Annotated in this window: 10 protein-coding genes; 5 read left to right on the top strand and 5 right to left on the bottom strand. The window is 43.8% G+C overall.

Annotated features, from left to right (window positions below; all coding sequences use genetic code 11):
• Positions 1 to 64 precede the first annotated feature (64 nt).
• The 3 genes from ACJJIN_RS06670 (at position 65) to ACJJIN_RS06660 (ending at position 3,234) form a co-directional block, all read left to right on the top strand.
• Positions 65 to 622 (top strand): hypothetical protein, encoded by a 558-nt coding sequence (locus ACJJIN_RS06670; protein WP_282932883.1) that lies wholly within the window; start codon positions 65 to 67, stop codon positions 620 to 622.
• A gap of 222 nt (positions 623 to 844) precedes the next feature.
• Positions 845 to 1,672: an SDR family NAD(P)-dependent oxidoreductase gene (locus ACJJIN_RS06665; RefSeq protein ID WP_444897412.1), complete on the top strand. Its 828-nt coding sequence runs from the start codon at positions 845 to 847 to the stop codon at positions 1,670 to 1,672.
• Positions 1,673 to 1,986: 314 nt separating this feature from the next.
• On the top strand, positions 1,987 to 3,234 hold the full coding sequence (locus tag ACJJIN_RS06660) for a DUF418 domain-containing protein (protein ID WP_444897411.1): 1,248 nt from the start codon (positions 1,987 to 1,989) through the stop codon (positions 3,232 to 3,234).
• A 272-nt stretch (positions 3,235 to 3,506) separates the two neighbouring features.
• On the opposite strand, the gene ACJJIN_RS06655 is transcribed toward ACJJIN_RS06660, so the two are convergent.
• From ACJJIN_RS06655 to ACJJIN_RS06640, 4 genes are all read right to left on the bottom strand, one after another.
• Positions 3,507 to 4,859, bottom strand: coding sequence for a lectin-like protein (locus tag ACJJIN_RS06655; RefSeq protein WP_444897410.1), 1,353 nt, complete (start codon positions 4,857 to 4,859; stop codon positions 3,507 to 3,509).
• Between the two features lie 463 nt (positions 4,860 to 5,322).
• Positions 5,323 to 6,294: a methyltransferase gene (locus tag ACJJIN_RS06650; RefSeq protein WP_444897409.1), complete on the bottom strand. Its 972-nt coding sequence runs from the start codon at positions 6,292 to 6,294 to the stop codon at positions 5,323 to 5,325.
• A gap of 61 nt (positions 6,295 to 6,355) precedes the next feature.
• Positions 6,356 to 7,546, bottom strand: a complete 1,191-nt coding sequence (locus tag ACJJIN_RS06645) for an AMP-binding protein (RefSeq protein WP_444897408.1) — start codon at positions 7,544 to 7,546, stop codon at positions 6,356 to 6,358.
• Positions 7,547 to 7,664: 118 nt separating this feature from the next.
• Positions 7,665 to 8,933, bottom strand: coding sequence for a CaiB/BaiF CoA transferase family protein (locus ACJJIN_RS06640; RefSeq protein ID WP_444897407.1), 1,269 nt, complete (start codon positions 8,931 to 8,933; stop codon positions 7,665 to 7,667).
• Between the two features lie 911 nt (positions 8,934 to 9,844).
• On the opposite strand from ACJJIN_RS06640, the gene ACJJIN_RS06635 reads away from it, so the two are divergent.
• Positions 9,845 to 10,603 carry a putative outer membrane beta-barrel protein gene (locus ACJJIN_RS06635; RefSeq protein ID WP_444897406.1) on the top strand — a complete coding sequence of 253 codons (759 nt, stop codon included), beginning with the start codon at positions 9,845 to 9,847 and terminating at the stop codon, positions 10,601 to 10,603.
• A gap of 84 nt (positions 10,604 to 10,687) precedes the next feature.
• On the opposite strand, the gene ACJJIN_RS06630 is transcribed toward ACJJIN_RS06635, so the two are convergent.
• Entirely contained in the window at positions 10,688 to 12,292 is a 1,605-nt protein-coding gene (locus ACJJIN_RS06630; RefSeq protein WP_444897405.1) for a (2,3-dihydroxybenzoyl)adenylate synthase, read from the bottom strand.
• 121 nt (positions 12,293 to 12,413) lie between these two features.
• Between ACJJIN_RS06630 and ACJJIN_RS06625 the strand changes: the two genes are divergently transcribed.
• Complete coding sequence (locus ACJJIN_RS06625; protein ID WP_444897404.1) at positions 12,414 to 13,151, top strand: thioesterase II family protein; 738 nt, start codon at positions 12,414 to 12,416, stop codon at positions 13,149 to 13,151.
• The last annotated feature ends 251 nt before the right edge of the window (positions 13,152 to 13,402 follow it).

Raw genomic sequence — 13,402 nt, 5'->3', positions numbered from 1 at the left:
ATTTAATAGACTTCCCATCATAATCGACCGCGTGGCATGGTCTTCACTTCGAGTGGTAGTTGTAATGACTGTAACAAGGATCTGTTTTTGGCTTGTCGCGCTTTTCTATTCCTTATCCCCCTTTGCAGATGAATATATAGTCCAGAGCGAGGACTACGACCCGTTTACCCAGATGACAGAACTCTGGCTAAAGGGTGAAATATCAAATCGTCAGATAAGGGATTTGGCACTAAGAGGCCGATATCAAAACAGCTCTGCCGCTAATAGTGCTCATGTCTCCTTCTTTCTTGATGAAATGCAGGTGATTGCGCGGGGGAATTCTGTATCGGGTCGTTCGGCCCAGATATCCGTCCAGGTTGATGAGTCAATTTTTGACTTGGATTATGACCTTGTTTCCATGCATATGATGATCAATGGTCATGGAAATGGGTTATCAAGCAAGCAGAAATTCCTTTTGGTTACTTTTATGTACCGGTTAGCAGCAGAAGGCTGGAGCAAGTCTTCTGGAGTCGATGAAATGGAGAAACATCTTATTTATCGAACTCTCGATTACTTATCTGAAATGCCTGCAGATTATAAAATGTGGGTGATTGCCAAAGAAATACAATACCCGGTTCATTAGGTTGTTAATCTATAACTTCATTAAAGTTTAAGTGGCTTAAATGGCCACAACAGACTTTAACTGAAGGGCTAAAGGATAAGATTCCTGGCAGTTATTCAGATTATTGGTAGAGGTTCAATTTATTCAGTTTTTATTGCTGTGAATAGCTATATATCAACTATTTAAGGATTTGTTGAATCTAAAGTTCCTAGTCATGTTGAATATATTGTAAAAAGGAAAGTTATGGATTTGTCTGATAAAGTTGCTGTTGTTACAGGAGCGGGAAGTGGACTAGGGCGGGCTTTAGCAATACGTTTAGCCGAAAAAGGAATGAAGTTGGTATTAGCCGGATATACCCTAAGTCATCTCGAATCAACAGCCAAGTTGATAGCACGAGAAGGTGCTGAGTGTATATGCGTACAAGCAGATGTATCTAAACTTGGGGATGTGCAAAACATAGCTGATAGAACTTTAAAACACTTTGATAAGGTACACTTGCTCTGTAATGTGGCCGGAATAGGTCCTTTGGGGGCTATAGCAGAAACCTCTATGGATGAGTGGGAGTGGATTTTATCAGTGAATTTGTGGGGGCCTATTAACGGTATTCATGTATTTCTCCCTCATATCGAACAGAATGACGAGGGCCATATATTGTCTGTAGCATCGGAATCCGGCCTATATGGTATAGGGTACTTAGGGGCCTACAATGTTTCAAAATTTGGTGTTGTAGGTTTAATGCAAAGTTTAGAGCGGGATCTTCGTTTAGCTAACTCGCCTATAAAAACTTCTGTATTTTGTCCTGGTGCTATAAAAACTAATATTCTCGACTCTTCACGTAATAGGCCTGCAAGTGTAGCGGTAATTCACCCTGAGTCTGAAGTCGAGAAAAAAGTTAAAGCCAAAGTTGTCAAGGTGGTTTCTGAAGGTATGAAGCCAGAAAAAGCTGCTGATATCATTACTAGTGGTATAGAAAGCGGGCAGTTTTGGATTTTCTCCCATCCTTATGTACCCGAAACTGCATTTCAGCAGGCAAAGGCGATGTTGGATAGTAATACGTTAATTGATATTTAGCTTAGTTAGGAAACCTCTGATTAATTTCGAGCCAACTTGGTAGTATTCCGCTATCCGTCAAGATCTTGCCCCTAGCTACCTTTGCCGAAGCTGCATATAATCTGAAGCGTCATGGAACTCCCCGCGAGAAGTTTCTTTCTCAGATGCATCCTCTCATCCCATGGGGGTGGCTAGAAGTCCATTTATCAAAGCTTCCCTAGAAAGGCCCTAGTTGGTACCTACGAGCAGAAAAAATATAGCGATTTCTTCCTTTTTTCCTGTAATCTCCACCTCAGTATATATCTGTAACGTATTTTAGTTTTAAAAGGACTTATATGCAGGATCGAATATCACAGTTGGATTTGTTGAGGGGAGTCGCTTTATTGGGGCTTCCTTTAATGAATATGATAAATTTCTCTATGCCTATGGCGGCTTATTTGAATCCAAAGGCCTATTTGCCAAATGGCCCTTTGAATGATTTTCTCTTTAGCTTTTTCCATTTGTTTGCTGATCAAAAGTTCATGGGGCTTTTTGCCATGCTTTTCGGCGCAGGCATCATACTTTTAGCTGAGAAACGTGAGCAACAGAATAAGTCTGCTGCAAAAATTCATTACAGTCGAAATTTCTGGCTGTTATTGATAGGCCTTTGTCATGGCATCTTCATTTGGGAAGGCGACATCCTGATGATCTATGCCTTTATAGCCATGTTTGTCTATTTGTTACACAAGTTGCGCGGAAGCTGGCTGATTGCATTGGGGGTGATTACTCTTGCCTTGTCAGCATATAGCTCATATCTGACAGGAGCTTTTATAGAACCCCTAACAGGAGAAGCTCGATATGCAACGGCAGCCATTTTTGCCCCTGATACAGCGCAGATCCAGCAAGATATAGAAATATATCGAGGAGGGTTCTGGGATCTGGTCGGGAGTCGATTAGTTGCTGGTAATTTAGCTTCTAGTCCGGAATCAGCAATCGTTATTTCCTACTTTAGTCTCTCCATTATTTTAAAAGCTGCCGCTATGATGTTGCTGGGAATGGGCCTGTTTAAGTTGGATATCCTACGTGGCAAAGCCAGTTCGTCAGCCTACAAAAAACTAGCTATTACTGGGTTGGCTATTGGGGTGACATTGACCGGTATAGGGCTTATCTGGAACTATAGTCATGACTGGAGTATGGATGATTACTTCACCTATGGTGCCATTTTTAATTTGGTAGGGTCCACATTTACCAGTATCGGTTATATCGGCTTGATCTGCCTTTGGTTCAAATTAGGTAAACACCTATGGATCAAAGGCAAGATCCAAAGCGTTGGGCGGATGGCATTTACCAATTACTTGGCTCAATCATTTATTTGCATTTATATTTTTTATGGCTTTGGATTGGGTTTGTATGGTGAGCTGACACGTATAGAAGTACTTGGGGTCTGTGTGCTGCTGGGCCTGTTTCAGCTGGCATATTCGGATCTTTGGCTTAAGGCATTTCGTATGGGGCCGCTAGAGTGGTTTTGGCGAACTTTAACATATTTCAGGTTTGCACCGCTGATAAAGGAAAGGGGCGTACCGGCGACCGAACAGCGCTTATAGAGTTCATAGCTAAAATTTGGCGGGCTGCTGTTAATCTTGAGAATAGGAGTCATCGGTAGCTCGTTACCTGTACCACAGATTGTTTATTACGAGGTCTTTTAAATATTTTTATAGGATGATGGGCCGTAAAGATAAGATGTTTTCACATTAAAAATAGGCATGATTGAACTTGATCTGACAGGGCTTCTTCTAAGAAGCGGGTAACTGTCAGATCAAGTTGAAAGTTAGTAGATCTCTAATTACCTAAAGACAAAGAACCCTACAATATCTTTTTAGTAATCTACAGTTGTTATTATAAAGTCACCTTCAATTGTACCTTCACTATCCTGGTCAGTATAAGCAATCCAGGCTGCTGTCTCACTGGCAGCTGCCAGCTTACTTTTCAATGCGAGTGCTTCCATCATATTGCGAGGCACATCGAAGTGCCATTGAGTACCCAGTGCCTGACATTCACTTTCTCCATTCGACCAGGTAGACTTCCTCGTAGTCAGTGACCACATAACAGGGTAATCGATAGCGCCATCATCTTTTAAGTCGTTTACATGCAGTTCTCCATTTAACCGCCTTTTACAAGCAAATGAATAAGAGCGATCACATTGGCGGTCATTAAAGCGCCCGTCGCTTCTGATAACAGCGCAGTCCTCTCCGTTACCATGATCATTGGGTTCTCCCTCTCCCCAAGACCATAGTCCTTTATTTTGAAATCTGCTGTCTGTAGCACTGACATCATAGTGTTCTACGGTGTTGATACCGTCATCCCAGTTGTCCAGGGAATCGTCATCGCCACTCTTCCAGTGCCTGTCCAGTCCACCCCATCCATCGAATATTACATCGAATGACTCATTATCATCCCCAATATTGCTGTCATTTTTTGTCCAAAAAAATACGAATCTCTTTTTCCCATTTACACCATCATGTTTACGGACTGTCTCCCGTGATAACTCTTGAGAGGGAAGTGAGGTTCGTTTATAGCTCGTGACTTCAACCCCATTGGGAAAGTCCTCTCTATAGTCTTGGGGTGTGTAAATGTATTCCAGGCCTATCTGATCTATAAGATGGTTTTTAAAAGTTACCTGGGCACCGGACGATACCGCATTTTCGATATGTACGATTACTGTACGGTTAGTGCCATATTGATCCTGCTTGTAAGCCCAATCCCTCAAATCTCCCAATACGGTAGAGATAGGAACGCGTTGAGGATCAAGCCAGAAATTACAGTAGAATGAGCCATGACAAAAATATTGTTCACCACTGAACTGATGCAGGTCCAGCTCAATAATTTCAGCACCAATATCAATTTGGTCTTTAACCCTGGCAGATTGTTCAGAGCCTACCCAGATAGCACCATAGGCATCAGAGTTATAACTGTTGTGTGTTGCAAGGACTTGTGTATAGCGAATTGGTGTTGAGTAAGTCAGGCGCCGTTGTAGCTCGAGTGCATATTTTGCGTGGTCATTGGTACCTTGTTCTGTCTCGTAATCGTAATAGAGGTTGAATTGAACCAACATTGAATAAGGATCGGTCTCTGCAAATAGAGGCGTACTCATCAACGTTATATAACTAAATAAAGCGATACAAATCTTCTTTAGCCCTTTCGAGAGTGACCATGAATAGTTTTTTTTCATTATTATTCCTACTGTTCGCCTGAGTTTGTTATTTTTTAAACAGATTTAATTGCGCTCTCTATTACGACTGCCGAGATAAAAGTAATCGCATGCAGCAATACTTGCGTCTCTAAACGTATGAAGTTTATTTCTACCCGTCTCCCTTGTGAGGTCGGATATCAGGAACTTCAATAATCTTCAAATGTTTCAAGTATAAACCCCTGAAGGGCAATAGAGTGCAAAAGCAATGATATCGAAAAGATATAACCTGTTAGCTACTTTAAATGTATTAACGAGAAGCACCTCACAAAGTTATAGTTTTATAATGCTTAAACCAAAAACTATTTACTATTATTTAAAGGTTAAACACTTTCTAGCTAATACCCTAATAGTCAGTCGGTGACGAAAGGGTAATCAAAAAACGAACTGCTCGTGGAAGTAGCGATAGATATCATATAAGTAAAATAGGATAATAAGGGTAGGGCTAGGGCTTTCTGGCTGATAATACCGAGAAATAGCCGAGTGCCTGGTATGATTGAGGATTTACAAATCCTGCTGTCTCAAGCATCCGATAAAGCGCTTTGGCTGAGTATAGTTGGGAGCCGTGGTTCATAAACAAATGAAAGCAGAACAAGCTTGGCGTTAAACGAGTATCATCGAAGAGCATATCGTGGATAAATACCTGCCCACCTTTTGGTAAAAGTGCGAAGGCTCTGTCGATTAAGATTTGGCATGTAGCATGCTGCCAATCGTGCAACACATTGCTAAAGCAAATGCCATCGAACCCCTCAGGCCATGGGTCTCTAAAGAAATCCCCCTTAACTATCTGGATTTGCTGGTTTTTCTTGAACTTATTTATATACATTGCTGCTATATCGCAAACCGGCGGCAGGTCGAAGAGCAGCGCATTGCGCTCAGGATAGGTATCGCAGAAGGCGAGAGCAATGGTTCCAGAGCCTCCACCGGCATCGAGTAAGGTTTGAGCGTTTTCAAAAATACCGCAGGAAGCAGCCTCAACTGCGGAGGCAAACCCCTGCGAATGCATCAGATGAGTAAAAGCTGCTGCCGAGTCATTGTCCATGTCATTTTTTTGCCACATGTCGGTTACAGAGCGACCTTTACATTCCAGCTCATATTCTCTTTGTAAGCTGGTGAGTATCTTTTTATCCAGGTGATTGATGTCATAGATTTGAAAAGGATCGAGTAAGACTTCCCCCCAATAGTAGTGACTACTTTTGGAGAGGTAGCATTTTCCCAGCTCTGTATTTTTCACTTGTTGTTTGTCGAAGCAGATATACCCCAAATGACTCAGAATCAGCAGAAAGAAGCCCATTCCTTTATTGCTGAGCTGCAATTCCTTACTGAGTGCTTCGCAGGAATCATAACCGCGTTCAATTAGCCCGGTGATATCCAACTTTGCAGAAACCATCAGGCAGGCAAAATTATAGTTTCCCATAAGACGGTCCCACATAGGACCGTCGGATGCGCTAGGGGGAGTTATGCTTTGAGTTCTACCGCTATTTCCCATCGCTCATTCTCCAAATAACCCGGGGAACTTTGTTGGTGCGTTCGATACGCTTAAGTCGCTCGGCTTTTTGTACTGTGAAGGACTGAGGGTACTGTCTGACAACAGAGGCGAGGTTGTGAATGTTGTTCAAAATATGCTCACAGATGCTGTTGGCACTTGCCGTGCCTGTGAACTGAACGACTATTGAATCGGCAGACTTTTTTGTTTGTGTGTCGCCGCTGAGAAGTAGTTGAACTTCTTCGACGCCTTCACATTCATAGGCGAGTTCTATGATCTTATTGAGGTCCAGAAGGGCGCTGCATAACCCGACATTGTCATCTGCTCTCCCCTGAATAGATAGGCCATTAGGGCGACCACAGGGACAAGTTGCTTTTTGGATTAGGTCACCTAACCGGTAACGCACTATCGGTACTGTCCACCCTGTACCTACACGGGTAAGCAGGGCGCCTTGATCGTCAGTTTCGATCAATTGGTCCGCTAAAAGGTGATATATGTTCAAATCACACTCAGGGGAATTGACAGCAATGCTATTGGTTTCTACCGATCCATAGTCGCACCACAGCCCAGCATCAGGGAAAGCCTTACGTATGACCTTCAACTTTGCTTTGGTCCAAGGTTCCCCCATCCAGATAATTGTCTTTATTGGGAGTTGGCTGCCTGAATCTAGTATACCTTCGGCAAAATCTGCCAGTCCTGTGGGTGCGCCAGCAAGTGAGTCCACATCGATGTTATGTAGAAGTTCCAGCCAATTCTCCACCTCACCAGATATAAAGGGGCCTGTAGGTGCAATGGTGCATTTGGAAGCCTCTGCCAGTGTTTGAATAAAGTAGTGTGCACCCCATAGCCGCCCAGGATTAAAGAGATTAAGAAGAACACTTTGAGAGCTGAGCGGGCGCCATTCCTTCAGCAGTCTTTGAGTTGCCTGGTGATAAGGTGTATAGGCCAGCTTTGGCTTTCCAGTTGTGCCGCCGCTAGACATGATAATGGCTCCGTGTTCCTGCGCGGCATTTTGGCTGATATGTTTCAGTTCAACGGGGCCACAAACGGGGATGTCATCGAGACAGACGGCAGAAACAGGTATATCTGGCCCACCGTAGGGTGAAAGGCTGCGGGCTTGGGCGAGAATGGCATTCCAATCCAGGTGGCCGATGTTCATAGCGTTAAGGTAGCTCCCGTTCAATCCCGTCTTCCTGGGGTGGTGAGGTATCGGATGGAACTGAGGAAATTGTAGTAACAGGGCGCCTAGGTAAAGAGTGGTCTGGCCAATTGGGAGTTATCCTCATCAGTACCGATGTATTTCAGCAGCAATAGATCACGCCAGCTTTTGCCAGGAACTCTACTTCATCTTGTGGGATACCCAAGTCACCAAGGATCTCTCGAGTGTTCTCTCCGTAAAGTGGTGCTTGCTGAAAAGGCACTGGAGGGGTGTCGGGAATAGAGAAGGGGGCGTTTATAAATTGTATTGAGTCACGGCTTGTACTGCGTGTATAAGGAATTGATACAGTCTTGTCGTTATCTTGGACATAGGGGTTGTTAAGCGCCTCGGCGATATCATAGACCGGGGCACAGGGGATTTTACCCTCCATTTGAGCGCACCATTCTTTTGTTGTTCTCTTCTGGAAGTGCTGGTCTAGAGCTTCTGTCAGTAGCTCTCTGTTTTGCATCCTGTTTTCATTGGTCAAAAAGCGGGTATCAGCTTGTAAAATATCGGAGCCTAACTCGTGACAAAGCAATTCCCAGAATTTCTGGGTTAAGCAGGCCACATAAAACCAACCATCTGCTGTCTTTACTAATTGACAAGGTGCTTGGGATGCGTGGGCTGAGCGAGGTTGCTTCCCAGGAACTATCCCCTCGTTGAGAAACCATAACCCTTGATAGCAGAGGCAATTTAGCGCAATATCGAATAAGTTAGTGTCAAAATCACCGCCTTTTCCTGTGACTTCGGTCCGCAGTAACCCTGAAACGGTACAGAGGGCTGAATAGACACTCCCCAGGAGATCCACTACTGACACGCCAACTTTGGTTGGGATAGATCCTGGTTCTCCAGTCACTGACATCCAACCAGTTTCTGCCTGCATAAGGAAATCATATCCTGGCCAGTGCTTTCTATTGTTGTCTCTGCCATACCCTGAGAGATGGGTACAAACTATTTTGGGGTTCGCCACTTTGAGGTCAGCATAGGTAACGCCTAACTCTTCGGGCAAAGAACCTCGAAAGTTGTCGATAACAGCATGTGAGTTATTCACAAGCTTCAAGAATACCTCCCTGCCAGCGGGATCCCTGATATCCAGGGCCAAGCTCTTCTTGTTGTGGAGCGTCGATTCACTTGTCTCATTGTCTTCGCGAGCTTCATCAAGATAGATAGATCCCATTTTTCTAAGTGGATTCCCACCTTGTTTGGGATCTTCAATATTGACTACTTCTGCGCCCAGAAAAGCTAGTAAAGTGCCATGAAAGGAACCTGCGCCCCAGGTTTCGAATGAAAGGATACGCTTTCCGTGGAGAGGGAGCATCATGATATACCTGATTTGCGCAAACAAAATTATTGGCCAGCCAAGTTTTGCCACTTAGTTACAAGTGGGTATTAGTTTATAGATCACTGTGTAAATCTGATGTGGGAAAAGAGAGTACGAAGTTTGCATTGGTTATTAGGATCTATTGAAGTTACGGCGGACATTGAGTGTTTAATTATTCCTCTTAGGTTTGACTGACAAATAGTATCCCGATCCGAGAAATAGTTTTTACATAGTAGTAAGTCTAAGTATGCGCCACCAACGCACAACCGGGTATTGCAAACTAGACTCTTTGAGATCCAGTTAATGGCTTTTAAGGATGTGAATATGGATCGTTTTCATATCAGTAGGGTGGAGTTATATGCGATAGCCGATAAATGTGCGCCGCCAAAATGATATTGTTTTGCGTGACAACCCTGGACGCAATTTCGTATTCATTGACCGGGGTTGCCACAAAGAATCTTGATGCTGAGGTAAATGTTATGCCAGCATAAAATAGTTGGTCAAATGACATAAAACGGCAAGGGATCGCGGAGTGTCCTGATTTTCAGCCCTCCTCCTTGTGTTGCTCGGCATCAAAGTATGAATAATATAAGAGTATCGTTTTTGATTGTTGTTTATATCTGAAATTCAGAGTATTTAAACGGCGTGTATAAATCTAACGGCTTCGTTCTTACATTGTTGGTTTATGCCCGTTCATCACTTTGCTAACACCTTTCGCTACCCTGGCAGTAAATTGAGCCCTGGAAGTTAGGAGTAACTGCTATTTTTAAATTTATAGGAGTACAAATTTACTTTGAATCCATAGCTTTTCATTGCATAAGAACACCATTTGTCGATATCAAGATGGGAGCTTTGACAAATTGTTTTTTGTTCCGCTGTAAAGGACTTTTAGTCATATCGACAAATCAATGTATTGGATTCTGTGAGGGTCTTGAGTTGTGTAAAGCGACAAGGAGGTTACTATGCGCCTGCACTCAGCTGTCATTATTGGATCACTTATTTTTTCCATGGAGGCCATAGCTGCTGACTATGGTAGTCTAGAAAACCCGTGGGGATTTCGTCCATATATTTCACTGAATGGTGGAGTTAATAGGCTGGAGGTTAAGCAGGATTATCGTACTGTGGGTGTATTTTATGACCCATATTTCTACTACGATTATTTTTACGAATATAGTTACTACAAAACCTCAAGTTCAGGAAGTGAGCCTTGGGGCAGCGTCGATATCGGGATCGACTTCAATGGCTACCCGTTTGAACTTCGCTTTAGCTATGGCAGAACAAATTTAGGGCGATCGATATCGGTAGAAAATATCGATTATATTGATGACGAAGTTACAGTTGTTGAGCGATACCAGGTCAATCAAAAACATCGTTTGGATGTATTTTCAATTACAGGAACTCTGGATTTATCTTGGTATTGCGACAGGTCCTGTATGTATTTGTTGTTGGGCTATAGTTTTGCGCAGCTGGACTGGTCATATACCATGGATGAATTTTACGCTGGTGGTAACTATTATGGGTCAAATGAATTCAGTAAAAGCTATTTCCATGTAGGTCTAGGTGCGCGATACAACTTTAATAACTCTTTCCGTATAAGTGCCGAATACATGCTGCATAATGTTGGTAAGGTGGGGGAGTATTATATAAATGACTTTGACCATATAGAATTTGATTTAAGGAACCTTAATGTGTTGCAAGTTGGTATATCCTTTATATTCTGATTTATACTTCTTGTTCATTTAAAATGAAAGTATGGGTTAAAGCCATACTTTCATGAATATGGGAGCTCAATCTCTCAAATAGTACTAATCGATAAGCTCTAAGAGCTTCCTCTTATCAACTTTCCCGACTGCGGTAACCGGCAGACGAGCTAATACTTTTAGCTGCTCAGGTAGCTTAAAGCTGGCCAGGCCCCTTTCGGTTAAAAAGTCGCGCAACGTTTGCAAGCTTGGCGCTTTATCTGCACATACGATAGTCGCTCCAACTTGCTCTCCCATCTCTTGGTCTGGCAAGGGAATGATAGCTGCTTGTTGAATGCTGGGATGGGCGAGTAGATGCTCTTCAATTTCGTCACATGCAAAAGTTTCCCCGCCCCGATTTACAACATCTTTGAGTCGTCCAGTAACTACAATATTGCCGTTATCTAGAATGCGTACACGATCCCCGCTGCGATAGAAACCATCTGGGGTAAAAGCGCGTCGGTTATGTTCTTCTGCACGGTAATAGCCTCTCAGTGTATAGGGGCCGCGAGTAAGCAGCTCTCCTTCTTCTCCGGCTTTCACTTCCTGTCCGTACTCATCAACCACTTTTAGAGTATCGAGGGAACTCATAGGTCTTCCTTGAGTATTGGTGATGGTTTCATTGTTATCTTCGCGATGGGTGTAACAAATCAACCCTTCGGCCATACCGAATACCTGCTGCAGTGCACCGGGAAAAGCATCTATCGCAGCATAGGCGTCAGTTGGACTCAGCTTTGAGCCACCAACTTGAAGTAAGTGGAGAGAGCTTAAATCAGCATCTTCCCATTCTGTCGCTGCAGTCCAGACTTGAGCCAGTGCTGGGACCAGGGCTGTGGCGGTTACGCCGTAACGCTCTATCAGCTCGAAGCAGTAGTCCGGGCTTGCATCATTGGTAAATATTACCTGCCCACCCATGGATAGCGTGCCCAGAATGCCGGGGCAACCCAATGGAAAATTATGGGCGGCGGGGAGTACTGCCAGATAGATTTCATCTTTTCCTAAATTACAAGCAGCCGTAGCGCAGGTAATGTTGTAGCGATAGTCATTGTGGGAGCGTGGAATAAGTTTCGGAAGTCCTGTAGTGCCACCGGAAACGAGGAATAGAGCTGGGGCGTTGGGGTCTACGGGAACAGGGGTGAAGCCTTGGCATTCTCTTCTGGGCAGGGAGGGGAATGTGTCATTTTCATCAGAACTGTATATGCCTCGCAAAGTCGGAGATTGCGAAGCAATTTGTTCTATCATGCTGTGACGGCTTGCATCACTTTCTGCTCCTGAAGTGATATAGATACTGGCACCCGAGACCTGTGCAAAATGGCATATTTCATTTTGGCGATGTGCTGGCAAAGCTAATACAGGAACCATTCCCGCTCGAAATAAACCGAGCAGGGCTGTGATGAAACTGACTTGATTGCTCCACTGGAGTATTGCCCGCTCCCCAACTTTGTAGCCTTGCTCCACCAGGCCTGCGGCAATGCTATCGGCCTCATTAACCAATTCGGCATAAGTTAATTGATCCGATAGGTCCCGAACTGCGCATTGATTGGGAAAGTTTTTCGCATTACGCGTGATCAGCTCCCAAATAGGTTGGTTATCCCAAATTCCTTGTTGCTGATAGAAAGCCTCTAGTTCCTTTGGGTGAGGCGTGTAACCATTAAGTAAATTATTTTCCATGCTGGTCTCCTGAAATGTTTGGGTGGAGCAGGGGAGTGTTTTTTTGAATCTTCTTCAGATTTCTAAATTAAGAATTAACAGCTAGTATTCACGGCTTCAAATTTCTTATTGAGATAAATCTATGTCCGGCGCTTGGCTACAAATCCCTCGCCCTCAACCTAAAGCGGCTATCCGACTTTTGTGTTTGCCTCATGCTGGTGGTACAGCATCACTTTATCGACCCTGGGTGAAATTATTGCCAGATTCCATAGAATTGGTTCTCGTATGTTTACCGGGTAGGGAGCAACGCTGTAATGAAGCTATGCCCGCAGATATGCAAACTTTAATCACTTTGTTAAGTAGGGCTATCAAACCTGTCATCGATAAACCCTGGGCAGTATTTGGGCACAGTATGGGAGCTACAGTTGCTCATGAATTGGCTCTCTCCTTGTATCGCGAAAAATTGTGCGGTCCTGAACACATATTTGTCTCTGCGCGCGAAGCGCCACAATTTCAAAAGAGTGGAAACGTACACCAGTTGAGTGATGAATCTCTGTGCCAACAACTCATTGAGCTTGGTGGCACCTCTCCTGAATTATTGGAAATTCCTGAGTTAAGGGCTCTACTACTTCCTGCTATACGCCAGGATTATCGATTGATCGAAACCAGCAAGATATCCTCGGACCATCTTCTAGATTGCCCCATCACCGCGATGCTAGGACGGGATGATCCTGAGTTGAGCACCGATGAAGCTCGGGGTTGGCAGCAGTGGACCAATGGTGAGTTCCAATTGAAAGAATACGCAGGTAACCATTTTTATCTGTCAGATTGTCCTGATCTGGTGGTTGGCCATATTGTTCAGAAGCTCCGTTTGGCCTAACTGCATGTAAAGTTAAGTTGGCCGTATAAAATCTTTCTGTTTCTTGTAACGCTATCGAAATTAATTGTCGGGAGAATAGGGCTGTTGAGCGGCCCTATATTCTCCATCGTTCAATAGATAGCGGATCTCTGCCTCGATTAATCCGGGATCATTATTTTTGATGATGTTCGAATTATTTCTCTTTAGTAACAAGTAGCACACACTCTCTCCACCCTGACGCCCAAATCCAAAACAAACATCCCGTTGATTTC

Source organism: Microbulbifer maximicatervae (SeqCode) (assembly GCF_052467505.1).
Note: the sequence above shows the minus strand (reverse complement) of the source record. Positions and strands in the feature narration are given on the sequence as shown.

Excerpts from the sequence above, each read along its gene's own strand:
- ACJJIN_RS06670 (WP_282932883.1), top strand. The coding sequence starts at position 65 with ATGACTGTAACAAGGATCTGTTTTTGGCTTGTCGCGCTTTTCTATTCC.
- ACJJIN_RS06665 (WP_444897412.1), top strand. The coding sequence starts at position 845 with ATGGATTTGTCTGATAAAGTTGCTGTTGTTACAGGAGCGGGAAGTGGA.
- ACJJIN_RS06660 (WP_444897411.1), top strand. The coding sequence starts at position 1,987 with ATGCAGGATCGAATATCACAGTTGGATTTGTTGAGGGGAGTCGCTTTA.
- ACJJIN_RS06655 (WP_444897410.1), bottom strand. The coding sequence starts at position 4,859 with ATGAAAAAAAACTATTCATGGTCACTCTCGAAAGGGCTAAAGAAGATT.
- ACJJIN_RS06650 (WP_444897409.1), bottom strand. The coding sequence starts at position 6,294 with ATGGGAAACTATAATTTTGCCTGCCTGATGGTTTCTGCAAAGTTGGAT.
- ACJJIN_RS06635 (WP_444897406.1), top strand. The coding sequence starts at position 9,845 with ATGCGCCTGCACTCAGCTGTCATTATTGGATCACTTATTTTTTCCATG.
- ACJJIN_RS06630 (WP_444897405.1), bottom strand. The coding sequence starts at position 12,292 with ATGGAAAATAATTTACTTAATGGTTACACGCCTCACCCAAAGGAACTA.
- ACJJIN_RS06625 (WP_444897404.1), top strand. The coding sequence starts at position 12,414 with ATGTCCGGCGCTTGGCTACAAATCCCTCGCCCTCAACCTAAAGCGGCT.